Annotated in this window: 15 protein-coding genes; 7 read left to right on the top strand and 8 right to left on the bottom strand. The window is 60.8% G+C overall.

Annotated features, from left to right (window positions below):
• Positions 1 to 2: 2 nt before the first annotated feature.
• The 5 genes from RCCGE510_RS32975 to RCCGE510_RS31000 form a co-directional block, all read right to left on the bottom strand.
• A complete protein-coding gene (locus RCCGE510_RS32975) occupies positions 3 to 5,180 on the bottom strand; it encodes a hypothetical protein (RefSeq protein WP_240539729.1) in 5,178 nt (1,725 codons plus the stop codon).
• A 728-nt stretch (positions 5,181 to 5,908) separates the two neighbouring features.
• Positions 5,909 to 9,382, bottom strand: a complete 3,474-nt coding sequence (locus tag RCCGE510_RS31015; RefSeq protein WP_007637065.1) for an AAA family ATPase — start codon at positions 9,380 to 9,382, stop codon at positions 5,909 to 5,911.
• Positions 9,382 to 10,650: a DNA repair exonuclease gene (locus tag RCCGE510_RS31010; RefSeq protein ID WP_007637063.1), complete on the bottom strand. Its 1,269-nt coding sequence runs from the start codon at positions 10,648 to 10,650 to the stop codon at positions 9,382 to 9,384. The genes RCCGE510_RS31015 and RCCGE510_RS31010 overlap by 1 nt, the downstream gene beginning before the upstream one ends.
• 195 nt (positions 10,651 to 10,845) lie before the next feature.
• Positions 10,846 to 12,891: a flotillin family protein gene (locus RCCGE510_RS31005; protein WP_007637061.1), complete on the bottom strand. Its 2,046-nt coding sequence runs from the start codon at positions 12,889 to 12,891 to the stop codon at positions 10,846 to 10,848.
• 618 nt (positions 12,892 to 13,509) lie between these two features.
• Positions 13,510 to 13,950: an RbsD/FucU domain-containing protein gene (locus RCCGE510_RS31000; RefSeq protein WP_007637059.1), complete on the bottom strand. Its 441-nt coding sequence runs from the start codon at positions 13,948 to 13,950 to the stop codon at positions 13,510 to 13,512.
• Between the two features lie 192 nt (positions 13,951 to 14,142).
• Here RCCGE510_RS31000 and RCCGE510_RS30995 point away from each other — a divergent pair, with 192 nt between their 5' ends.
• The 4 genes from RCCGE510_RS30995 to RCCGE510_RS30980 are packed head-to-tail and all read left to right on the top strand — an operon-like array spanning position 14,143 to position 18,741.
• Positions 14,143 to 15,141, top strand: a complete 999-nt coding sequence (locus RCCGE510_RS30995; protein ID WP_007637058.1) for a LacI family DNA-binding transcriptional regulator — start codon at positions 14,143 to 14,145, stop codon at positions 15,139 to 15,141.
• Positions 15,138 to 16,655 (top strand): sugar ABC transporter ATP-binding protein, encoded by a 1,518-nt coding sequence (locus RCCGE510_RS30990; RefSeq protein ID WP_007637057.1) that lies wholly within the window; start codon positions 15,138 to 15,140, stop codon positions 16,653 to 16,655. Before RCCGE510_RS30995 ends, RCCGE510_RS30990 begins: the two co-directional genes overlap by 4 nt.
• The gene (locus RCCGE510_RS30985) at positions 16,655 to 17,698 is read left to right on the top strand and encodes an ABC transporter permease (protein ID WP_007637056.1); all 1,044 of its coding nucleotides are present in this window, start codon (positions 16,655 to 16,657) and stop codon (positions 17,696 to 17,698) included. Before RCCGE510_RS30990 ends, RCCGE510_RS30985 begins: the two co-directional genes overlap by 1 nt.
• Before the next feature lie 53 nt (positions 17,699 to 17,751).
• On the top strand, positions 17,752 to 18,741 hold the full coding sequence (locus RCCGE510_RS30980; protein ID WP_007637055.1) for a substrate-binding domain-containing protein: 990 nt from the start codon (positions 17,752 to 17,754) through the stop codon (positions 18,739 to 18,741).
• A gap of 176 nt (positions 18,742 to 18,917) precedes the next feature.
• Here the strand turns inward: RCCGE510_RS30980 and RCCGE510_RS30975 are convergent, their stop codons facing one another.
• From RCCGE510_RS30975 to RCCGE510_RS30965, 3 genes are all read right to left on the bottom strand, one after another.
• A complete protein-coding gene (locus tag RCCGE510_RS30975) occupies positions 18,918 to 21,173 on the bottom strand; it encodes an EAL domain-containing protein (RefSeq protein WP_037080538.1) in 2,256 nt (751 codons plus the stop codon).
• Between the two features lie 172 nt (positions 21,174 to 21,345).
• A complete protein-coding gene (locus RCCGE510_RS30970) occupies positions 21,346 to 21,939 on the bottom strand; it encodes a general stress protein (protein ID WP_007637053.1) in 594 nt (197 codons plus the stop codon).
• Positions 21,940 to 21,967: 28 nt separating this feature from the next.
• Positions 21,968 to 22,285 (bottom strand): PepSY domain-containing protein, encoded by a 318-nt coding sequence (locus RCCGE510_RS30965; RefSeq protein ID WP_007637052.1) that lies wholly within the window; start codon positions 22,283 to 22,285, stop codon positions 21,968 to 21,970.
• A 332-nt stretch (positions 22,286 to 22,617) separates the two neighbouring features.
• Between RCCGE510_RS30965 and RCCGE510_RS30960 the strand changes: the two genes are divergently transcribed.
• The 3 genes from RCCGE510_RS30960 to RCCGE510_RS30950 all read left to right on the top strand — a co-directional run bounded on the left by RCCGE510_RS30960 (position 22,618) and on the right by RCCGE510_RS30950 (position 24,063).
• A complete protein-coding gene (locus RCCGE510_RS30960; protein WP_007637051.1) occupies positions 22,618 to 23,064 on the top strand; it encodes a GNAT family N-acetyltransferase in 447 nt (148 codons plus the stop codon).
• A gap of 280 nt (positions 23,065 to 23,344) precedes the next feature.
• Positions 23,345 to 23,641 (top strand): hypothetical protein, encoded by a 297-nt coding sequence (locus RCCGE510_RS30955; RefSeq protein WP_037080636.1) that lies wholly within the window; start codon positions 23,345 to 23,347, stop codon positions 23,639 to 23,641.
• A gap of 164 nt (positions 23,642 to 23,805) precedes the next feature.
• Positions 23,806 to 24,063, top strand: a complete 258-nt coding sequence (locus RCCGE510_RS30950; RefSeq protein WP_007637043.1) for a GlsB/YeaQ/YmgE family stress response membrane protein — start codon at positions 23,806 to 23,808, stop codon at positions 24,061 to 24,063.
• The last annotated feature ends 157 nt before the right edge of the window (positions 24,064 to 24,220 follow it).

The raw sequence follows: 24,220 nt of genomic DNA, 5'->3' as shown, positions 1-24,220 counted from the left end.
TTTCACTTCGATCCCGTGGGCTTCAAACCGGCACGCTGCAAATAATCGCTGACAATTTCGGGTGGCGGACCTGCGGGCGGTGGTGACAATCCAACTACCGATGGCCTGACAATGAGCGTCGGTGCGTCCGCCGGTGCGCGCGCTTCCAGGAGGTAAGAGCCTGCGGCAAGCTGCTTCAGCTGATTGACGCCGTCGCCGAGCACTTGGCCTTTGGCATCCAGCAGCCGGCCGATGACAAGGTCCGGATCGGAACGCAGGCCGACACCGATATTGTTGCTGTTCCTAACCTCGAAGCCGAACAAGGCGGTCGCGCCCGGTGCGAGCACGACCGGGGCGCCGATGCCGTCATTCACCGGGACGACCGGTGTTGCCGTCATATCCACACGGCCCGACAAGGGGCCCTCATGCGTGGAATAGAGCGTCAGGACAGCCTCGCCCGCGGCCAGATAGCCGTGAAATTCCGCGCCCGTCGGAAACAGCTGCAGGTCGCGGTGCCCCTCTTGCTCCAGGCCGACGATGACGGGGGCGTCGGTGCTGACGTTAAGCACCATCGGTTCGGCCGGGTCGAGGCGGAACGCCATTGCTTCACCCTCGAGCGTCACGCTCTGCGGCAGGGTCATCGATTTTGGTTCGGGCTTCGGCCATGGCGACTTGCCGTCACGTTCCAGCCACAGCGCCACCAGCCCGGCACCGTGATCGACAATCAGTTGCCCAGGTCCTGACACGGGAAGTCTGTCACCACGCAAGACCCGACCGTCGGGGCCGATAAAGGTCGCCGCGCCGCCGGAGACGTTCAGGACATCTCCTTTCATGGCATCAACCGCGATTTCTTCCGATCCGACCGTGCCGAAGAACCGGCGCTTGATCTGATCATTGCTAAGCGTAACCGTTTGTCCCGGCGACAGGCTGACGCGCGCCGAGCCGGCATCACCCGTCAGGTTGACGAGCCAGAGCTCTTCGGCCGACGTCGCGATGCTACGCGACAGCGGAGCCGCGCCGGACCAGACGTTCAACAACTGCGAGGCTGAAGGAGCGGAGACGACGGCTATCCCCGGCGCCAGATCGAGAGTGAGCCGTTTCACGCCCGGTGCGAGCTTCACCGGCCGCGCGCTCAAGGCTGGAATGGTCGCCGTCAACGAGCCATTCAGCTGCACCGCCTCGAGTTCGGCCGCATCGATCGGCTTGAGACGCAGCTGCAGACTGTCGTCGCTTGCGGCGTTCCAGATATGCAGATCCTGATTATCGGCCACGGCGACCGCACTGTTGAGGCTGATGCCCATGCCGCGTCCGGCCGTCAGGCCCGGTTGTCCAAAAGCCGAATCCGCGCGCCACAATCTTACTTTGCCCGGCAAAGGAGGTGCGACTGGAATAACCGCCCGATCTCTTGGCGCAAGCGTCAGTGCGATCTCTTCCTCGGGCTGCGCCGGGCTCACCTGCACATGGTCGGTCGTGCGGGAGACCAGCCATAAACGATCCGTTTGCGGAGCAAAAAGTCCCGGCCCGGCGGCCGTGAGCGGACGGTCCGCACTTGCGCCGACAAGCAGGTCCGCAGCAGCGCCGACGTCGACGAGGCCGGCCGATGGTGCGTGCGCGAGAGCAACGTTTAAGGAGAGATCAAGGCCATCGATGGCCATTGGCTCCAACGCGATGTCGCCGGGCTCGCGCATATCGCGGGCGATGCCACGCGCGGCGATTTTGATGGGTGCTGTTCCGCCATCAAGGGTCCAGACAGATGCGCGCCATTGTGCATCCCCCTCGGACACAGGCCAGGCGATCAGCGGCGTGCGGCCACGGGCAAAGGCTTGCGCCTTCCAGCTGCCGTCGGCGTCCCGTTTTTCGACCGAGAGAACGAGGTCACTGGTGGACCGCGCCGCCACCAGCGCAAGTTGATCCCTCGTGTTGGCCGGTAGGGGGAAAATAGAGACGGAAGCACCGTCGACCTCGGCGGTGCCGCTCGCGGTGAGGGCTGGCTGCGGCTGCTCTTGCGGCAGGGCAAACTGAACCTCGATATCCCCGACATCGGCCTGGTCGTCGCCTGTCTCCTGCTCACCGTCACCGGAGTCGGCGTCTTGATCGTCGGAACCATCATCCGATTGGCTGCTGGCCGTACCTGACGCTGCCGCCGGATCAAGCACCACCGTGTAGGATCCAGCCGGCAGACGGGTGGAGAGGGCGATGTTCCAATCATCGCTGCGCCCCGTCAGGCGTTCGACGACGGTACCATGCTCGTCCTTCAACACGCCCTTGATTTCGCTGCGGCCGAACGTGCCGAGGCTGACGACCCGGTCCGTCTCGACATTGAAGGAAAGCTTGGCCGGAAGGTTGACGAAGCGTGCCTCGCCGGGCTGCAGGTCCTGAATGTTCAGGGTAATCTGATAATCCAGCCGGTCATCATGGGCGAGGCTCATGAGATCGATCCGATAGTGCCCGGCTTTCAATGTGCCGGTAAATTGGGGCGCGGCGACAAATCGGGCGATCTGGTCGTTGTCGTCGCGAAACAGGCTACCGACCATGCCTTCGGTGAGATCGATGCTGACATCCGCATCGGCCAAGAGATCGAAAGTCCAGCTATCGGCAACGCGCGCGTCATTTTTGCTCTGAGGCTCGCGCCACTGAAATGCCTGGGCCTGATTGACGGCCAATGGGTGTGGTCCGTGGCCCTGCCACTGCGGTGGATCGATCACTGGTCTTAACCGTGCGACAAACCGCGTATCGACGTCGCGCGGCAGGATCACCAGGCGGTAGTGCCCCGGCGTAAAATCCTGACTGAGCGTGGAAAGCGGCCCTGGCGCGGTGAGCGGCCATCCCTCCGCATCCTCGAGGCGCGCGGTAAGGTCTTCGCCAAGAGAATAGAGATCGAGCTGATACGTTCCTACAGTTGTTATTTCGATCGGCACGATGGCGCCGCGCCCGCCTGAGAGGGCCCCTCGGCTGGTGCCATCGGCGACTAGGCTTGCTGCGGTCAACAGCGAGGCCGGCGTAACGGCGACGCCAAGATGGCCGGAGGAATTCTGGGCGGAGACGTCGATCTGATAGGTCCCCGCGCGCAAATAGGTTTGCAGCAGCGCATTATGGCCATCGCCATTGTCCGACGCTTCCCCGAGTCCCGGCAGGAAGGACGTGCCGAGACTCAGCGACGTCTGCAACCGGCCAAGGGTCTCGATGCGGTAAAGCCCGCCTTCCGCAACCTCGAGCCGGTAGGATTTCTGCGCGTTTTCGCCAAGTTCGAGAAACTGGCGTTGGCCGGCAATCAACGGCGATGCGGGGGTAGGTGGTGCGATTTCCTGCGTTGCAGCAGCATCGGGCTGCCAGCTGACGACAATCGACCGGGCAGCGGCAGGAGCGGGGAAGCGCAGGGTCAATGTCCGGCCTTTTGCGTCGGCGCGCTGGTTGCTGGTCGCAAAGGCGACTGATGTGTTGTGCATGTCGACTCCGGCGATGGTCCCGCCTGGAGGCACATGGACGTCGATCTGCAGATCCGCCGCTGACGCCGGCCGCGACAGGGCGTTCGCGTCGTCATTCGCGGCGCCTTTGGCCCGCGGCACGGGCGCCGGCATATTGGACATCGGCTGATCCGGCAGGGGTTGCGGCTGCGCCGAGGCATCGGCGGGCTGCCAAAGCGCCAGTGGCCGCACCTGCAGATCGGCAGGCAACGCCACCGCACGAGGTCCCGTCAGCAAGCCGGGCGCGGCATTGGTGATGATCTGGTAGCGCGTGGCCTTTTCGGCTTCGCGGATGCCAAAGGAAATAGTGGTGCGTGCCGGAGCGGCGGGTTGGACCGGCGGGACAAGGCCCGGCGTACCGAAGGAGAGGTCGACGATGCCGACGGCATTATTGTCGGGCAGCAGGCGCAGCAGATAATAGCCGGCGTCCAGATCGAAACGATCGGCATTGCGGCCATCGGCGCGCGGGGCATTGCCAATCTGAACCGGGCTGATGTCGGCATGCAGGGCAACGCCTGAGGTGCGGATCGCGATCTGGCCTGCTTGCGTCATCTCGAACAGCAGCGATGTCGGCCCGCGCAAGTTGAAGCGCCGCCGCCACGCCTGGCCAGGGCCCAGATGAGGCAAGTCGGAAGCGACGATAGTTGCTTTGCCAGTGCGATCCTGGCGCACCAGCAAGGCCGTGGCCGGAATTTCATCGCCGCCTTCGCCGGCAACGTCGAGACTGATGAGATTGGCCACCGAGCCTTTGAATTGGGTCTCGGTGCCGAACCGAAGCCCCCGGAGCTGGAAAGGCTGGCCTTCATAACCCGAGACTTCGACAATGCTCGGCTGGCTGTCTGTCGAAAGCGAAAGCGTGGCTGTCGGTTCACGGCTAGCCTTGTCGATCGCTGCGCTCTGAAAAGCCGTCGCCACATCGGAAATTCGCCCGGCCCGGAGCACCGCCGGCGCCGATTGCGGCAGCTCCAGACGGAAGGTATCGAGATCTGCCGGCGCCTCAAAACGTATCGAGCCGAAAGGTCCGATGACATTTTCGGCAATTCCGCCGGCCAGCGAGATCTGCGTGCCGGTGCGAATATGGAATGGCTCTGCGGCCTCCGAGTTGGTCCAGACAAGCTTCTGGCCGCCATAGGCCGTCACGAGGTAGCGGCCGGGCTCGACCGTTCCCGTCAGCGTGGCTCGGGTCATGGGGAGGCCCGGCTTCAGTTCGAAGATCGCCATTTTCGGCGAGAGAGCGGCAATATCGCTGCCGTTTCGCCACACGCGCAAATCCTGAAGCGAGCGTCCAACCGCCTCGATATCGACGCGCCCGGAAGCGGGAATGTCGATCCAATAGGATCTCTGCTGCAGATCGCTGAGATCGGCATGGATGGGGGTGGCGGAGGTCAAAGCGGCGTCGGGCTGTTCAAGCTCCTGATAGGCTTGTGCGGTAAGCTTGACGTCTCCGGCGGCGCCCTTGGCTCCGAATACACGGATCTTGTAGGTGCCTTTGTCGAGCAGCGCATCGATCCGGCCGTCGCTGACGCCGGCTGCGCCCATGCGGTCACCCGGGCCTGCGATCATATCGACGAGCTGCAATGCTACACCCGCGTTGCTCTGCGTGCGGATGGTGATATGGCCGGGCGTTTCGACGGTCAGCAAGGTGCTGCCATCTCGATCGGCAGGCAGTTGATCCAATGCCAGATGCGGCTGCGACACCAGCCGCGGCAGGGCTTTTATGGGCGCGGGTTGCGACACAGCTGCAGCCGACGGTGCTGGTGCATCTTGTGTGGCCCCCGACGGTGTCTCCGGCGCGGTTGATGGCGCAGCCTCGACGGCCTCTCCAGATTCGGGAGGCTTCTGGCTCGGAGAAGCGCCCGCTGCCTCAAATGCCGCAAGACGCGTCTGATAGCTTGTTGTCAGGCATGCAGACAGCCGAACCGGATCGGTGTCTACACAGGATTTATTGCGGCCGGCCAACCAGCGTCGCTGTTGCTGGCGTAGATCGTTCAGCCGTGTCGGGTCGCCGTTGCGATCCGTCAATGCCTGCCGATAGGAGGCCGCCAAGGCGGTGTCCTGAGCAATCAAGGCAGGGGAAGCACAAATCGCCTTTTCAATGGCGGACTGCGCCTTGCCGCAATCAAAGGATTGCGCATGGGAAACCGCTGAGAAAAGACAACCACTGAGGGCAACAAGCAAACACAGGCGAGAGACGAAAGCCATGGATAACTCGTTTTTTAAGGGACCGGCGCCCTAAAACGCGTCGCGATCTTTCAGATTCGCTCCTCGCGCTCTAGGTCTTTGTTTTTACACATGTCGCGCAAAACCGCTGCACACTTTTGCGCGACATGCTTTAGTCAATATGAACTATCCTCGATCAAGACAAGAGCCGGTTGCAGCAAGCCGAGAACCGCAACGCGCTAAATGTTTGACGGCGGAACTGCGGAACCTTTTCCGGCTTCCTGGAAAGGCATTTCTTATGCCTGTTACGGCAGCTGGTGTATCGTCACGTTCGAAACGACGTTCCGCGCGATCTCGCAGAGATGCCAGTGATGCGTAAGGTAGATGACCTGTCCGACCTTTGCCATTTCGCCGAGCAGGCGGAAAACCTCTTCGGATCGAGGATTGTCGAAGCTCTCCATAATGTCGTCGGCGACGAAGGGCACGGGCGGCCGAAGTGCTGCAAATTCCTCATAGCCCGCAAGCCGAAGCGCGAGATAGAGCTGGAACTGCGTGCCCGTCGACATCGCGTCCGCAAGCTTCGAGCCGGCATCGCGTGACACGCCGATCAGTATTTCCTTGTCGCGGTCGGGCTGGGTCGTCAGGCCGGAATAGTTGCCGCCGGTGATCAGGCGGAAGGCTTCCGATGCGCGTTTCATCATCGAGCTGCGATGTTTCTCGCGATAGATATGCAGCGCCTGCTCGGCCGCGAGCGCCCCGGCACGCAGCGTCAGATGCCGCACGGCCAGTTCCTCGATCTCAAGGAAGATGGTTCGCCGCTTGGCCTCGATCCGCGCTACCGCATCGTCTCCGCCGACGGCCTCGAGTTTCTGCCGCGCCAGCGACATGTCGGAATAGAGAAGCTTCGCCCGCTCGGTGAGATCCTCGATGCGAGCGTCCAGCTCCATTGCATCGCGCTCGACGGCATCGGCGTCGATATCGGCAAGGCGCCGTTCGGCCCCGGCGAAACTCGCAGCCCGCAAGGCCTCGGTGATCTGGCTGCGCAAGGTGGTGGCTCGCTCCTCCAGCCGGTCCCGCTCCCGGGCCTGGTTCAAAAATGTTTCGACTGAAGCAAGCGAGTCCGTGCCGAAATAGCTGGTCAATTCGTTCTTGCGGGCATTGTGAACGGCCAGTTCCTCCTCCAGCGCCCGTCGTTTCTCCGATTGTTGTTCGAGACCCGCCTGCCGGTCTGCCCGAAGCTGCGCCGCGCGCCGTGCTGCCTCATGGCGTTCGACGAGCGCATTGGCAGCGGCGAGCGCATCCGCTGCCAACTGGCTGAGGCCGCATTCTGCAAGAAGATCGGCAATATCTGCGCGGAATTGTTCCTGATCGCGCTCCATCGCGGTTACGCGGTTTGCGAGGTCATGCCGCTCCTTCAGAATGGCGGGCAGCGTGCCGAGCACGTCCAGCATGGCGCGGACGGCGGCCATCGAGCCGGCCTTGTCGGCAAACCAGGTTCGCGCCAGCGCCTCCGCCCATTCCCGGTCCCAGGCCGCGATAGTGGCTTCCGCCTCCTGCTGGTCGCGCTCGCGTTCCCTGACATCGCGGCTGAGGTCGCTGACTGCCTTCTCATGCGCTTGGCGCGCCGTCAGCTCGGCTTTGCCGGCAGCCAGCATTTCATTCGCGGCCTGAATCAGGTCGGCGACCGGCAGATGGTCGGCGTCACCACGACCGGCATCCGCAAGGCTGGCCGCAAGGGTTGCGGCATGCCGGTCCAGTTCGACGCGAAGCGCGGCCACGGCGTCGTCGGCTCGCTGCAGATCGTCCCAGGCGGCCAGCGCCGCGGCCCGTTTGGTGCTCCATGCCTCGAGGGCTGCAATGCGCGCCGCGGCTTCGGCGTCAGATTCGATCGCGCCGGGCAGCAGGTGACGGATGCGCTCGGCAAGCGCATCATGTTCGGCGCGCGCCTCGGCGAGCAGTTCCCTTTGCCGTTCGATCGCTGCAGCCGTTGCCGCCTCCGTCTGGCGGAGTTGGCGAAGCTCGGCCAGTTCCTGCGCACGCGACAGCCGGCCGGCGGACAACATGTCGTCCTGGCGCATCCGATCCTCGAATGTCCGGGCCGTGGCGGCATTCAGGTTGGCCAGATGCGCCTGCCAGGCGGCATCGCGTTCGTCGCGCAGCCTAGCGGCCTCGGTATCGTCGATCGAACCGCCGGCGACGAAGGCCGCGATCCGGGCTTTGGTCAGCGCCTGTTCGGTGCCGAGATCGCGTAGCCGGGCCTGGTGATCCGCGATCCGCTTGTCGATCGAAGTCGCCTGGCCACGCCAGGCCTCGATCTGTCGAGGCTCTGCCGCGGGCGTCCGTTGCAGTGCCGCGGCATCGCCGGTCCAGGGTGCAAGCTGTGCGAACTGGTTCGCCTGTATTCGCTTTGCCTGGACAAGCGCACGTTCTTCCATGGTGAGCCGCACTGCCAGATCGGACCCCGCCAGCCGGCCCAGGGCGGCCTCGATGCGGCCAAGACGCGCAGGATCAAGCACCGCAGCTCCATTTTGCGAGCTGCCTTCCTCGCCCAGCCTTTCGAGATTCTCGCGCGCTCGCACCAGTTCGCGACCCGCGGCAGCCAGTTTCGCCTCGACGCCGGAACGACGTTCGATGAGATCGCGGATGATACCGATCAGCGAGGCTGGCAGCAGCAGCGCCTCGGGCGTCGCATGGCCCGGCTGTTCGAGATCGGCCAGAAGCCGGACAAGCACACCGTCCTGTTCGGCCAGCGCCAGCCGGCGCTTCGGCAGGTCGCTCTCGGCCGCGAGATAGCGAACCCGGCCCTGATCCAGCAGGTCCACATTCGCAGTTAGCGCCAGCGCCTTGTCGTCGATCGCGATCGCCTCGATCTCGTCTGTAAGCTGGCGCAGCGTGCGGTCGGTGGTTTCGACAAGCACCTGCAGCCGGGTATCATCGTGGAAAAGTTGCGGCAGAAGCGCGAACCATTCGGATGGCGGCCGCGGCAGGTCGCCCATGACGGCCGCATCTGCGTCCAGCCGCCGGAGTTCCCGTGCCGCCGGGAGGGCGCCGAGAAGGCGCGTCAGTTCCTGATGCCGAGCCTTGGCCTCAGCCAGTTCCCGCGTGGTCGCGATATAGGCGGCATCGGCCTGCTCATGGGTCGATTTCAGCGCAGAATAGGCGGAGGCCAGTGTGTCGATGGCATTGCGCTCGGCCTTCAACGCTTCGAGCGAGCGCTTGAGCTCCGCAAGCTTCGTGCTCGACGACCGCTTTTTGTAGATCACATTGGCTTCGTCGGCGGCGGAAACGAGCGAACGGCTTAGGCCTGCGAGGCCTGAACTTGCCGAGAATAACAACTCGCCAAGCTCGCCCTTGCTCTGGATGATGGCGTTACCGCCCTCTTTAAGCGACTGGTCGTCGAGTGAGAACATCGTGCGATAGGCCTCGCGGCCGATGCCGCCGAGTGCGCCGGCGAGCAGCGCCTCGTTCACAGCTTGCCCCCGATCGTCGACGAGGCTGCCGGTCCGGAGCTTGAGCCGCGCCAGCTCGTGTTGCGCGCCATCGAATTCCAGCCGGGCGCCAACCTTCATCGTGTTGTAAGGATGCAGGAAATTGTAGGTGCTGCGCTCGCCGATGCCGAAGAGCAGATCGAGATAGGCGGCGAAGGTGGTCGACTTGCCCGCTTCGTTCAGGCCATAGACGATGTGCAAGTCGGGCGAACCCGGACGGACTGCGCCGAAATCGATCGAGTGATCGGTGAACTTGCCATAGCGGGTGAGATCGAGGCGTCGGAGGCGCATCAGCTTTCTGCCCGGTCCGCTGCCTTCATCCGGGCGGCGATGTCCTCGGCGCCATCGGTGAGAAGGCTGTCGATGAAGCGTTCGAAGCCCGCCTCGTCATGCCCGGCGAATGCTCGGCTCTCGGGCGGCAGGTCGGCGAGCAGGTCGCGAACCACCTCCCTGATATCGTCGCGAAACCCGCTGCGGGTGATGACCTCGTCCCGCATCAGCGCGCCGAGTTCGACGACGGGATCGGCGGCAGATGCGTCTGAGGGGGGCAAGGGTGCTTCGAAGGCGAGTTCCAGCTTCTCGATCCAGGTCCGGCCGATCCGGTCGCCGCGCTGCTCGGCTTCCGCTTGCATGACGTCGATATCGCGCCGAAGCTGCCAGGCAAGCTGCGTGCGGCCGGAAAGCCTCAGGCGCGCGACGAGATGCGGCGAGGCCGTGCGGTCGCGTTGCGCTGTCAGGGCCGCTTCGACCGCCATGGCCGCATCACGCCAATCATCGACACCCGTCAGATCGACATCGACGCGTTCGAACTGCGCGACGCTGGTGAGCCGCTCCTCGACCGTCACCGTCCGGTCGTCCGCCACGGTCACCAGCGATACGGTCTTGACGCCCGACTCGTTGATGTCGCGGCCCTGCGGCATGCCAGGCATGATGACCGTCGCCGTGCCGGAATGCTGGCTGCGCTGGTGGAGATGGCCGAGCGCCCAGTAGTCGAATCCCGAGGCGTGAAGGTCGAGCACGTTGCAGGGCGCATAGACGTCATGTCCCGCGGATCCGGCAAGACTCGTATGCATGATGCCGATATTGATCGCGCCCGTCACCGGCGGCTTGAACTTCGGCAGAAGCGAGTCTGGCGCTTGCGGCTTGGCGAAGCTCAGGCCGTGGATCGCGACCGACAGGTTACCCTTCGTGGCCTCCACGATCTCGGCGTGGCTGCCGAAGATCTTCAGCGTATCGGGCATCACCAGTTCCTTGGCGATCTTCGACATCGCATCGTGATTGCCGCGGATCTTGAAGATGCTAATCGCCGCTCGGTGCAGCCGTTCCAGCTGGCTTGCCAGGAAGCGCGCCGTCTTCATCGAGGTCTGATCGCCATCATAGAGATCGCCGGCGATGACGAGCGCGTCGACCTGCTCCTCAAGGCACAGATCGACGATCGCCACCAGCGCCTGCCGGCTGGCATCGCTCACGAGATCGGCCAGCTCCGCGTTGCGAAGAGCCAGGGAACGCAGGGGAGAGTCGAGATGGAGATCGGCAGTGTGGACGAAACGATAGGCCATGAATACAGAATGATGTTGCGATAGGACGGTGTAGCAGGTGCAGCCTGACAGATAAACGCGCGATTGTTGTTGCTCGGCAGTAAAAGGTGAGAATGCACAGCAAGCGTCGTGAGCCATGACGGCAGGGGTCTCCTCGCGATCGCGGCCTTGGTAGGGCGTCGGCATAATGGGCCGGCATAGCCGGCCCATCCACAATCATTGCTGCTCGATCGGCGCCGGCACTGCAGCCGGTGAAACCGGCTGTCCAAGCCGATCGGCGACCAGCATCGACAGCATCATTTCCACAAGACCATTGGTGGCGCCCTTTTCGCCACCGCCACCGCCGACCTGGATCTGCGGTACGAGCGGCAGCCTGCCGTTTTCGATCGCTTCGGCGAAACGCATCAGGACCTGCGAGTGAAGCTGATAGTCCGGTCCACCGAAGGCCGCGACCTTCTTCTCCGTGGCTTCCGCTTCCGCCAAGCCGATTGCGCGCACCTTTTGGGCATCGGCAAAACCGGTCGCCTTGATGCGTTCGGCATCGGCGAGCGCGACGGCCTTGATCCGATCGGCTTCGCCGAGGCCGGCGAGGCGCACCTTCTCGGCTTCGGCCTTGGCGGTAACCTGAATGGTCTCTGCCTGCTGACGGGTGCGGGCGAGTTGCGCCTTACCTTCGTTCTCGCTGATCTCGATGGTGAGTGCCGATGTCGTGATCTTCGCCTGCTGTTCTGCGAGCGCTTGCTTCTCGCGCAATGTGCGCTCCTGGACCGCCGCCGCCTCCTGCAATTTATAGGTCTCTACCTTTTCAACGGCGATCTGACGCTCACGCAGCTGGATCAGGATCTGCTCGATGCTGTTCTGGCCATTGTTGGCCCGCGGCGTACCGATCAGCACTTCCTGCAGTTCGAGGCTGTAGGAGTTAAATTTCTCGCGCATTTCGTCGCCGGATTTACGCTGGATTTCGCTGCGTTCCTGCAGCAGTTCGATCAAGGTCTTGGTCTGGGCGATATTCTTGAAATAGGCCGAGACCATCGGATCGAGCGTCTGTTCGACCAGCCGTTTGATATCGCCGAAACGCTGCACGACGAGGGGCGCCTTCATATAGTCGATATGCACGACGACCGAGAGCGGCAGCACGGGCTCGAACGCATCCTTGGTGATCAGCGATACTTCGGAAAGATTCTCGTCCAGCCTGTGCTCGCCGAACTGTTCCTTCGTCCATTTGAGCACGAAGTTGGTGGTCGGCACGATGATGATGTTGCCGGCATAGGTGTTGAACGCATATTTGCCCGGCAGCAGCGGCGTCGACCACACACCGCGCGCGCCCGTCTCGACCAGTTCGCCATGGCGATAGGATGAGCCGGAAATATCGGCGCTTCGACGGCCGGTATAGGAGACGACGACACCCACCGTGCCAACGTCGATGATCGTCTTCTCCACAAGTTCGATGGTCGCGAAGATGCGGTTGAGGAAATAGCTGCCATCGGCAAGCACCTGCAATTGCCGGCCGCGATAACCGCCGGCATTGAGAAACTTCTCCGGGTCCTGAAAATTATTGTGGAAGTTTGCATCCCCAGGGTTGTTGGCAACGGTCGGCGCAATGATCTCGCCATCCGGCAGCGCCGGACCGTCATGGATGGTGACGATGCCGATCAGGTCCTCGGCGTCGTGGATGACGACGGGCTCGAAGCCATTCCGCTCGGTAATCAGCGTCGACATGTCGGCGAACAGTCTTTGTTCCGACGCGTTCAGGCTGACCGCATAGTTCGACTGTGCGGTCAGCACGATGAACTGCGCGAGATTGATGGCATAGGTGCCTTCGCGCAGGATCTTGCGTTGCGGCCCCTTCTGTCCGCCTTTTGTGAGAAAGCCGCGCACATCCTGAAAATCATCGGCTTCGATATTCGAGGCAAGCGTCTGGGTCGGCGGCAACGGCTCGCCGTCACGGGCGAAGACATAGCCGATCTGGCCCTGCGGAATGGTTACGAGATTGGCGCGATGCATCGAATACTGGAACGGCATGAAGAAATGCAGGCCGCCGCGCACGACTTCCGGCTGGAAGCCGGCCTCACCGTAGAGCGCAATGAAGCCATTCTCGACGGAGCCGCGAAAACTCCACAGCTTTTCGAGAATGCCGAGCCTGTCGTTGGGGATATAGCGGATCACCCCGCTCCACCGAAACAGGATTGCCACCACGATGACCGGGACGGCGATTTCGATCGCCTTCCACCCCATCGGACCAAAATATTGCAGGTTTTCCATCTTTTCTCTCGTATGGGCGCACGGGTTCGTCCACCCGCTGGCCGCCCGGTTGGTGTTGGTTGATAAGACGGGGAAATGGCGCGCCTATTTGCTCGAGGCACTAAAGGTGCATCGAACGCTTGGGCTGCTCATTGTCTGGGAAAAATGACCGCGCGTCCCGAGTCCCCGATGAGGGGCGGCGTGGTCGTGAATGCTTTCACATCGGTGTCGCCTTGATAGACATGACGATGGACGACGTAAGGATTGCGCCTATAGGTTTAAAGACGTTCAATGCGGAAATCGGATAAGTACTTCCGGCGATTTTGCTATTTCGAGCATTCAGTTCTTCTAAATTATACATGGCTCTCGAAATACGCATAAATAAAGGGCTTTTGGCTTCTGCGATAACTCAAGCAATCGAAATTCGGTTCCGTCGTCTCGACCCCGATCAACGGTATATGCCGCACTTGGTCGCGCTCCAGATGGAGACCGTGCTACCCTCGCTTCGCTATGACCGACCCACATTTGTAAAAGCATCAAAGATCGCGCGATGTCCTGCATCGTTCGGATGGGCCATATCGGTCGAGCCCAGGTCAGGGCCACGCAGCCCAATCGCCGGCGCTGCTTGAGGGATGACCCTCAGAGCACGCCCTTCCTCAGGATGAAGTTTCCATAGGGGCGCGATTCAGCAGTCTGGATGATCGCAAACGATCGCATCGCAATGGGATAATATGCAAACCTCTCGACAAGTTGGCTCGCGATCGGACGCCCTTCTGCCTCACTGCACACGGCGATGACGTCCCGGTGCACTTCCAGCAACTCACCCGGCGCGTCGACGGCCTCCATGTGCATCAGCGGCGTGTCACCGAATGTGTCCAGGGGCATCATCTTAACGATGCCACTGACGGCAGTCGGTGCATCGACCCCCTCCAGGATGAGAAGCTTTCTGCTGGTGGTTTGGCTCGCCACCCGAAAGCCCGAGAAGTTTCGATCGACGATGGCCAGTTCGTCACCATGGCCCATAGAGGCCATAACCCACAACAAGTCGGCCGTAACGAACGACGGAACGCCTTTCAGCATCTCGCTTCCCTCCCAAGAAATGATCACGAGTGGAAACTATCCGGAAAAAAACGATTGCGCAAACGTTTCGATGGCGGTAGCGTGATCATATTCGCGGATCCTTGGAGAGCCTTTTTAAGGTTGGAATTCCGCCTGGGAGGATAATTTGAGACGCTTTCTTGTTGTGCTGCCGGCGAACGCCGGAGCGCGCTCATGACCACTATTTCCGAGGTTGCAAAGGCGGCGGGGGTTTCGGTCTCCACGGTTTCCCATGTTCTCAACAAGACGCGCTACGTGTCGCCCGAGAAGGCGAAGCTCGTCTTGGAGGCGGTGGATGAGATCGGGTATATCCCGAACGCGGTTGCGCGCTCTCTCAAATTATCGTCGACGGGCACGGTCGGCCTGGCGATTTCGGCGATTTCGAACCCTTACTTCAGCGACATCATCTGCGCGATCGAAGCCGAGTGTTCAAAGCGCGGCTTGATCGTATTTCTGTGCGATACACAGGACGATCCTGATCGGGAACTGGAGCTCGTCCGGCATCTGCACCAGCGCCGTGTCGACGGGATTATCCTTGCCGCTTCAGGCGATCCTAAAAAGTCGCTGGACTACCTCATCGAATGCGATGTTCCCTGTGTGCTCGTCGACAGGCTCTCCGACGATCGTTTCGATCAGGTCGGGACCGACAATACGGCGGCAATTCGCATGCTGGTCGATCATCTCGTCACGCTCCATCACCACCGGGTTGGGATCATCCTCGGCCAGCCCGGATTTGCGACGACCGTGGAGCGCACCAAGGCTTTCCGGGCAGCGATGACGGAGAGGGGAATAGAGGTCCCGCATGCTTTCATCAGCAACGGCAACCACAGCACTGCTGACGCCGCCGCTTCGACGCACCGCTTGCTGGAGCTGAAGGAGCCACCAACAGCAATCCTTGCCTCAAACAATCTCGCGATGATCGGCGCGATGAGAGCCATTCGGGAACGGGGGCTGCGCGTTCCCGAGGACATTTCGGTGCTCGGGATCGATGATTTCGAATGGGCAGATTACTTCGAGCCGCGCCTGACGCTGATGGCCCAGCCTTGCGATGAGATCGGCAGGAAGGCGGCGGACTTGCTGATTGCGCGGATCGGCAACAAGCACCGCCCGCGCGAGACCGTTCGACTGTCGCCGGTTTTGCGGGTGCGTGAATCGTGTGGAGAAGCAGCATGAACCAGGTTGTTCTTTCAGCGAGAGGGGTCACCAAGCATTTCGGCGGGGTTCAAGCGCTGCGTGGCGTGGACTTCGATCTTAACGTGGGGGAAATCCATGCCCTGCTTGGAGAGAACGGCGCGGGCAAATCAACGTTGATGAACCTGATGTCCGGCGTGCACACGCCGGACCAGGGAGAGATTTTCATCGATGGCAAACCCGCTCGATTTCACAGCCCCCGGGATGCGCAAGCCGCAGGAATCGCGACGATTTTCCAGGAATTGGATCTCGTTTCGAGTTTGAGCGTCGCGGCCAATCTCTTTCTTGGGCGTGAACTCGTCCATCGCCATGGCATGCTCGACGGAAAGGCGATGCTGCACGAAGCGCGCAAAAGACTGGAGGCAATCGACCGATCGATCGATCCCGCTCAGCTTGTCGGTGAGCTGTCTATCGGCCAGCGCCAGGTCGTCGCCATCGTCAAGGCGCTGTCCTATGCATCGCGCGCGCTGATCATGGATGAGCCGACAGCGGCGTTGACTGTCGGCGAAGTCGATCGATTGTTCGATATCATGCGCGGGCTCGCCTCGTCGGGCGTCGGTATCGTCTATATTTCGCATCGCCTTGAGGAAGTGCCGCAGATTGCCCATCGAGTGACGGTCATGCGCGACGGCAAGGTCGCCGGCATTACCGAACCGAGCGCGCCACAGGCCCAGTTGGTGCAGCTTCTCGTCGGCCGTCCGTTGAACGAGCTTTACCCGCCTCGGTCGGACCGCGTCGGAGACGTGCTACTGAGGATGCGGCAGGCCTCCTTCCGTCCGCACCGGGCGTCACCCGGGTGGCAAGCTCCATCGAAGATCGATCTGGATGTTCACCGCGGTGAAATTGTCGGTTTGGCTGGCGTGATGGGTGCAGGGCGAACGGAGCTTCTCAGCGCTCTTTACGGGACAGGCGTGCCGGGCCGATGGCAGGGTGAGGTTAGCATTGGCGGCAGGCCTGCGAGGCTGAGATCCATCGCCGCCGCGCGCCGGGCCGGGCTCGCATTCGTAACCGATGATCGGCGCGGCGCCGGGCTGATGCTGCGCATGTCTGTCGGCCTCAATCTGGTCATGTCGATCATCCGCCGAATATCCCCAAACGGCTTATTGTCTGCACGCCGACAGGACGATGCGATCAAGAGATCGTTCGGGAATTTCGACATCCGTCCGAAGAATCCCGGGATCGCGGTGGGCGCTCTGTCCGGCGGCAACCAGCAGAAGGTCGTTCTTGCCAAGGAAGTGTTGGGCAATCCCAGCTTGTTGCTTCTCGACGAGCCGACCCGCGGTGTTGACGTCGGAGCAAAGGGTGAGATTTACGCCCGCTTGCGCGAATTTGCCTCGGACGGATTGGGCATCCTTGTCGCGTCAAGCGAAATGCCTGAGCTGATTGGCCTATGCGATCGAATAGTGGTTCTACGCAACGGCTGCAGCGTTGCCGAATTTTCTGGCGGTGTGAGCGAACACGAAGTTCTGGCCGCCGCCAACGGGAGGGAGGGATGATGTCCGAACAGCAAATTACGTCGAGTTCTCCGATTCAACCGGCAAAACGCATTGATCCGTTGGCGGTGATCGTCCGCTTCCAAAGCCTGATCGGGCTTGTGCTGGTCTTTGCCGGCGGCATCATATTCTCGCCGCGTCGGCATGGAGTCATCCTGTTCATTCAACCCGACAACATCGCCAACATCGTCCGCGCGGTATCCGAAACCGGCATCATCGCCATCGGGATGACCTTCGTGATCATAACGGCCGGGATCGATCTCTCGGTTGGGGCGACCCTTGGTCTTGCGAGCGTCGTCACGGCAACATTGATGGTCTCCGGCGGTTTTGGGCTGATTACCACAGTGCTGGCCGTGCTGCTGATGGGCACTTGTTTCGGCTTGGTCCAGGGAGCGATCTCAAGCAAGTTTCGGCTTGAAGCATTTATCGTCACGCTTGCCGGTTTGCAGGCAGCTCGCGGGCTTGCACTCGTTGTATCGGGCAATCAGTACATCAATATCTCTTATGGCGATGGCCCTGGGCTCGCTCCACCCATCTTTGCCGTTCTCGGCGGGCGATTGTTCGGCAACGTCGTTCCCGTGGCCACGATCGTCTTCTTGATCTTTGCCTGCATCGCGACGCTGGTGCTGAACACGACCAGGTTCGGCCGTTACGTCTATGCCGTCGGCGGCAACGAGCGCGCCGCTCGCATCTCAGGTGTTCCGGTCTCGGCAATCAAGATCGCCGTTTACGCCATTACCGGCTTTGCATCGGCGCTAGCCGGCATCGTCCATGCCGGGCAATTTAATTTCGGAAGTGCCAATGATGGCACCGGATATGAACTGACGGCCATCGCGGCTGTCGTCATTGGCGGGACCAGCCTGTTTGGCGGCTCGGGGTCCATGGTCGGAACGATCGCCGGTACGATCATGCTTGGCGCCTTGGCCAATATTCTTCAGCTCAACAACATCACGCCAGCCATGCAGCTGCTTTCTACAGCGGCAATTATCGTTCTGGCGGCAGTCCTTCAATCCCTCGTTCGTCGCCGCGAAGGATTGGGCAGGTAGTGTGGCGGCATCTTCCGGAGGGTGGATCCGGGACCAATGTGGAGGAGAAAGTAATGACACAGAATGCACTTCGATATTCGAATGTCGGGCGTATGGCGCTCCTGGCCGGCTCATGTCTTTGTATTGCCGGCGTGGCCCAAGCTGCCGATCCGCTTGTAAAGGCTTGCGCCAAGGATGGCGAATTCGTCATCGGCTTCTCGCAGGCAAACAACGCGGAGCCCTACCGGCAGCACGTCAACGATGAACTTGAGTCAGCCGCTAAGGCAGTCCCGCAGTTCACACTGCAGATTGCCGACGGGGCCGGCAACGTCAACACGCAGACGTCGCAGGTCGACAATTTCATCACCCAAAAGGTCGACCTTCTGTTGATCTCGCCTTTCGAGGCGGCTCCGCTGACACCCGCCGTCAAGCGGGCAATGGACGCGGGTATCCCGGTTATCGAACTCGATCGCAAGACGAACGGCGAAGCCGGCAAGGACTACACAGCTTTCATCGGAGGCGATAACTACAAGATTGCGCTGGCGGCCGGCGAATATACCAGCAAGACGCTTCTCCCAGATGGCGGCGAGGCCGCCGTGCTGCAGGGGCTGCCGAGTTCGACACCGGCCGTCGAACGGCTCAATGGCTTCAAGGATGGCGTGAAAGCCAATTCCAAGATCCAGATCGTGGCAGAACAGGCGGCCGACTGGCTGCCGGATAAAGCGCAAACGGCGTTTGCCGCCATGCTGCAGGCCCATCCCGATATCAAGATGGTCTATGCCAGCAATGATATGATGGCGGCCGGGGCGCTGCTTGCCGCAAAAGGCGCCGGTAAGAGCGTGAAGATCATCGGCACCGACGGCTTGCCTGGCCCTGCCGGAGGAATTGAAGCGGTCGCAAAGGGCGATTGGTCTGCGACCTTTACCTATCCTACGGGAGGGAAGGAGGCGATCGACATGGCAAAGTCGATATTGCTGGACTGCGCGTCGTCTGTTGAGCCAACGGTAACGGTCGATACAATAGCCATCACGCCCGAAAACGCGAAGCAAATGATGGGCAAGTAAAGGTGCAGACTCGACCCGGCTGGGCGCATCTGCCCAGCCGGGTCGAGCGAAATCAATCGGTTGGAGCGCGTCGAGCCCTTGCTTATTTCGATGCCTATCACGGCGATGCCAAACCCCCGTTGAGCCGATTGTGGAGCGCGCCGGCCTGGAGTGCTTGGGGAGGCAGGGCATAGCGATCAGCTTGCCTCTGTCAGTCGCTCGTTCTTCGCACGGCAAAATTCGATCAACTGCTCCGAGGTCATCGGTCGCGCCAGCGCGTAACCCTGCAGCAAATGGCAACCAAGATCTTTCAGGATCTTTGCATGCTCCATTGTCTCCACGCCCTCGGCAACGATGTCGATGTTCTGTGACCGGCCAATTTCGATGATCGAGGAAACCAGACGGCGTTGAGATGGAGAGGCGATAATCGGCTTGATAATTTCCCGATCGATCTTCAATCTTCGCGGCTCAAATCTCAGTAGACTGACGATACTGGCATGTTCGGTGCCGAAATCGTCAATCTCGATTTCAATGCCGAGCTCTTTGACAGCTGGAATTATCTCGTTGAGAACAGGCTGGAGATGCTCGAAGGAGATCGTCTCCAGCAACTCGAAACACAGGCGGCCCCTCGCCAGGGGAAGCTCGGACAGTTCCGCAAGCAGATTTGCCTGCGCCAGTCGACGCGCTGAAATATTCACGGAGACCCGCGGGATCTGCATTCCCAAGCTGTCCCATCGTGTAAGCTCGAAGAGAGCCTTTTGCAGGATCAGCCGGTCCATGTCCCCGCTACGCCCCAGCCTTTCGGCGACATCAAGAAATTTGTTTGGGCCGAGCAGACCTTTTTTCGGGTGATCCCACCTGGCAAGTGCCTCAACGCCGGCGATAGCCAACGTGTTCGCATCGAACTGTGGTTGGAAGAATGCAACGAGTTCGTCGCAATCGAGCGCATGATGAAATTCATCCGCCAGTTCTTTCGAAAGGATTGCGGCGCTGCGGAGCTCTTCGGTGAAAACGGCGGCGCGACCGCGGCCGGTCTTCTTTGCCTCGTACAGAGCCAGATCGGCATTCAGAAGCAATTGGCTGAGGTCCCGCCCGAAAGCCCGCGGGGTCTCCCAGGCGACCCCGACGCTGGCACCGACGACACACTCCACGTCATCAACAAGGATGGTCTTCTCGAGGGTATCGACGATCAGGCCGGCCAATGCCTTTGCTTTAGGCTCGGGATTGGCACTCCAGCTGGCAAAGATGAACTCATCTCCTCCGATCCGAGCGGCGACCTCGTTTGGGCCGGCCAACCCGGCAAGCCGCGACGCTGTCGCTTGCAGGACCGCGTCACCGCCGGCATGCCCTTTCGTATCGTTGATCTCCTTAAACCGATCCAGGTCGATATGGATAAGTATCAGACAATCTTCTGGATCAGGTCTCGGTGGCTGCGAGATCATCCGGTCGACAAAACGTCGATTGGGAAGTCCCGTGAGTGCGTCATGCAACGACAGGTACTCCAGCCGTTGCCGTGCTCGAACGAGCTTTTTCTTGTGAAGGCGAAGCTTTTCAATGGTTCTCTGGCGTGATTTCGTCAGAAAACCGACCCAGATAATCGGCGCAACGACACATAACGACAGTAGGCTCGCATAAAGCTCAAAAATGCCGATCTCGCTCTTTTGGCCCCATCCACCCTTAGGCGCCGCGGCGAGGGTCCATCGTCCATAAGTCATATCGACGGAGGCCTTGACCGGTTTTTTCGAAAAAGTTTGCAGGCTGCCGAGGAAAACTTTTTTAGGCAGATCCGGCTCCGGCACTGTACTGATGGCAATCTCAAGGTCGGTCGATTCAAGGCCGCTTTCTCGGTAGAGCCTTGGTATATCTATCAGCCCGGACAACAGCCCCCAAAAGACCTGGCTCGTTCCGTCGGTGACATAAATTGGCCATCTGACCACGAAAGCGGTTCCACCTTGGACAAGGTCCACAGGGCCGGTCAGAACGATATTATGGGTGTTGCGCGCCAGCATTGCGCTATCGCGTTGCTTCTCATTCGTTCGGTAATCGAGCCCGATGGCCTTTTCGTTGCCTTTTTCTGGGTAGACCCATTTGACCACCATGCCGGGTGCCGCCGCGAAGCTGCGCAATTGTGAATCAGGCTGCAGGATCTGCGCGGCAAGCTTGGAAAATCGGTTCTGGTCCATCGCCGGGTCGACCGCAATTCCAGCCGCCAACCCTTGCAACAGCTTCACATTGCTATTGAGGTTCGTCTGGAGCCGAGATGATATGGTGGCGAGCTCACCGGCAACAATCGAACGTTCATCGGCGAGCGAGCGCTCGAGCCGCCAGTTCGTTGCAACAGAGACGACGATGATTGCAATAATTGCAGCAAATATCGCGGGAGCAAATGCGCCGGTTCGATCTACAGCGCCCGTGAGGCTGCGCACCATCTTTGGATTTCTTCGAAACTTCATCAGGTTGCCGGTGTGGGTGACAGGCCTGTACCCTTGCACAGTTTGTTTAAGGCAACGCTAAACCGAATTCATCTGTAATGGCTGCTGGCCCGTGATCATCTCCCGCTTTTGACCAGCATTCCGTGATAGTGTTAAACGCGCGCCCTTTTCAGGACGCGCGCTGGATCACGTCTCAGAGGCGGTAGCGGCTGCGTTCTTTTTCGATTTGTTCTGGACCATAGGGGTCGAGCGCGTCATCGAACCTGGTCCACCCTTCCTTGGTGTAGGCGGCGCGGCGCGCGGCTGGATCGACCCAGTTGGATCGCTTGAGGATCGCTTCCGCTTCCGGGACAAGCGCATCCTGAACCTTGGCGGTGACCAACGAGCCGCCCCGACGAACGCCTTCGGCATAGACGTTCGCATCCTCGTCAGAGACGCCCGAACTCGTCATCGCGCCGATGATGCCCCCTGTCGCACCGCCGGCGACAGCACCGGCGGCAGCGCCGGCGGCGGTTGCGGCCAGCCAGCCGGCTGCGACGACTGGGCCAACACCCGGGATAGCCATCAGGCCGAGGCCTGTCAGAAGGCCGCCGGCACCGCCGACGACCGCGCCAATGCCGGCACCTGTGCCGGCGCCTTCGCCTGCATTCGAATGCTCGCCGTGGCGATTGTCGGCATTATTGGAAACGATGCTGATGTCATTGGAGGGAACACCAGCGGATTCAAGCGCGCTGACTGCAGAGCTCGCATCGGTATAATCATCGAAAAGTCCAGTTACGGTTCTCATGTTCATTTCTCCTGAAGACCTTGTTGCGTCACTTCGCGACGACGTTGCCCTGGTAGTCGAGAGCGATCGCGACGGCCTTGCCGTCCTTCATGCCCGATGCCATCCAGATGCCCTTGTCGTCCTTCTTGAGGTCCTTGACCTCGGTATATCCAGCCTCTTCAATGCGATCCTTTGCCTGACCTTCGGTGAAGCTATTGGCGCCTTCCACCGGGGCGGTCGCATTGTTTGATCCAGGGGTTGCAACGGCGGGCGTCTTGCCATCGCTTGTCGTTGCGGGCGCCGTCTGGGCCAGGGCTGACAATGCCGAAGCGCCGAGAAGCGCAGCAGCAAAAATAAACTTGTTCATGGGAATTTCCTCTCGTGCCGGACCTCTCAGATCCGTGAGCAGAGAACCTCATGCGACCCTATTCGTTCCACGTTCCAGAACTTAAATTCGAATGCGCGGCTTTGCCATTTGCCGCTGAATCACGGGCCTGGCGCGGGTCAATTGTGGGTGGGATCGGCCAGTAGCGAGAGCAGAGGCTGGCCTGGCTGGGCCTGCCGCGACTGCTTCTAAGGCCCTTCCGCAATACCATCGCTCACGGTGTGATGAGCAGCGGGTGCGTCGCATCTGTGGCCCCTGTTGCGTTGACGGTCAAACTGCTGCAAATGTCATCTTACTCAACGTAGGGTGGATTCATGCCGTTTCAGATTAAACGTCTTATTCCAGAACATCTCAGCAACGCCGCCTCTGTACTGGTAAGTGCCTACGCTCGACCTCCGTGGAACGAGGATTGGTCGCTCGAAGCGGCGGTTGAGAATGTGAGGACTGTACTTGAAACGCCCAAATCGATTGCCCTTGCGGCGATCGAGGGAGACAAGGTGCTAGGGGTGGCGTTGGGCATACGACAGCGGCGTCACTCCGGTCCGGTGATGTACCTGGACGAGCTTTCGGTGCTGCCTGAAGCGCAGGGCGCGGGGATAGGGACAGCGCTGCTTTCGGCAATTTACGAAACAGCGATGGCCGAAGGTTGTAACAGCGTCTGGCTGGTCTCGCAGCGAGAAGGCGCGTTGTCAAAATTTTATCAGCGCTGCGGGTTCGCCATTGGCAGCGATCTTGGGCTCTACTCGAAATCGGGAACTTAGACTGGGGGCGATAAGGGTCTGCACAGTTGGCGCCATGCTGGCTCGGCCAAGGCCGCCAGCTTCGGGCGATCGCCCGGCGTGCCTGCGGAGGGGAGGAGTCGGCGCAGATCGTGATGTGACTTGGATGATCGTGGTCGCCCGGCACGGCAGGCAGATGGACCTGACATGCAGCCGGCTGTCCGGATTCCGGCGCCGCCAGGATACGTACGTTTTCGTACGCGAGGTTGAAAACGGAAATCCGAAGATTAGGATCGACTTACGTAATGGGGAGGGAATGCGGATGACCCAGCATTCGGGAATTACGAAGCCGGCGCTGCAGCCTGATGACGTGGCCATGCTGAAAGCGGTGCTCAGGCAATGGTGTCAGGAAAAATCATATGACATTGGCAGTCCGGCAGCGCAGCACGTGGCAAGGGAGCTTGTCTCCTGGTTCGAATGCGGCATTCGCAACCAGCAGAAGCTCAGCTGCTTGATGCGGCACATGCATCTGGAGTTGAACAGTTTTTCGATTTTGACGTATGCGCCTTGTGCAGGTTCGCGGCCAACCATGCGATCCGATCAGTCGGTGGCTGGATAAGGCGGCCCAGTGTTTGCAGAAATGGAGGCCGTCTGGCCGCTGGAACCAATCGGCACCGCGCGTGTTTAATTCTCGGTCGCGCGGCAATCATTCCCGCGAAGATTGATGACGACCTGACAGTCCGCTGCCGATCGCCATTTCGTCCAACATTCGGGGGAATTCACATGGAAAACGCAGGTATCGGCTGGATTGCAGCAATCATCATCGGCGGTTTGGCAGGATGGCTCGCCGAAATGTTCATGAAGAGCAACATGGGCGTCCTCATGAACGTCTTGCTTGGCATCGTCGGCGCGATCGTCGCCAACTTCATTCTGTCGCTCTTCGGTGTCGTCCTCGGCGGATGGCTGGGATATCTCATCGCGGGATTCGTTGGAGCCTGCATCCTTATCGCGATCGCGCGCATGGTTAGACGGACCGCCTGAGTGGAAAGGCTTGCTCCCAACATTGACGTTGACCAGCGCGTCGAGAGGCGAGAGTGTCGCATCTCTAACTGGCCCAACTGTCGCATTACTAAATAGCCGTGTGACTTCTAATGTAAATGCAACAAGGGCTTAAATGCTACTACAGGGCAGGGAGATC

This window comes from Rhizobium sp. CCGE 510, assembly GCF_000292525.1.
GTDB lineage: Bacteria > Pseudomonadota > Alphaproteobacteria > Rhizobiales > Rhizobiaceae > Rhizobium.
The sequence above is the reverse complement of the archived record's forward strand: the minus strand, read 5'-3'. Positions and strand labels throughout refer to the sequence as shown.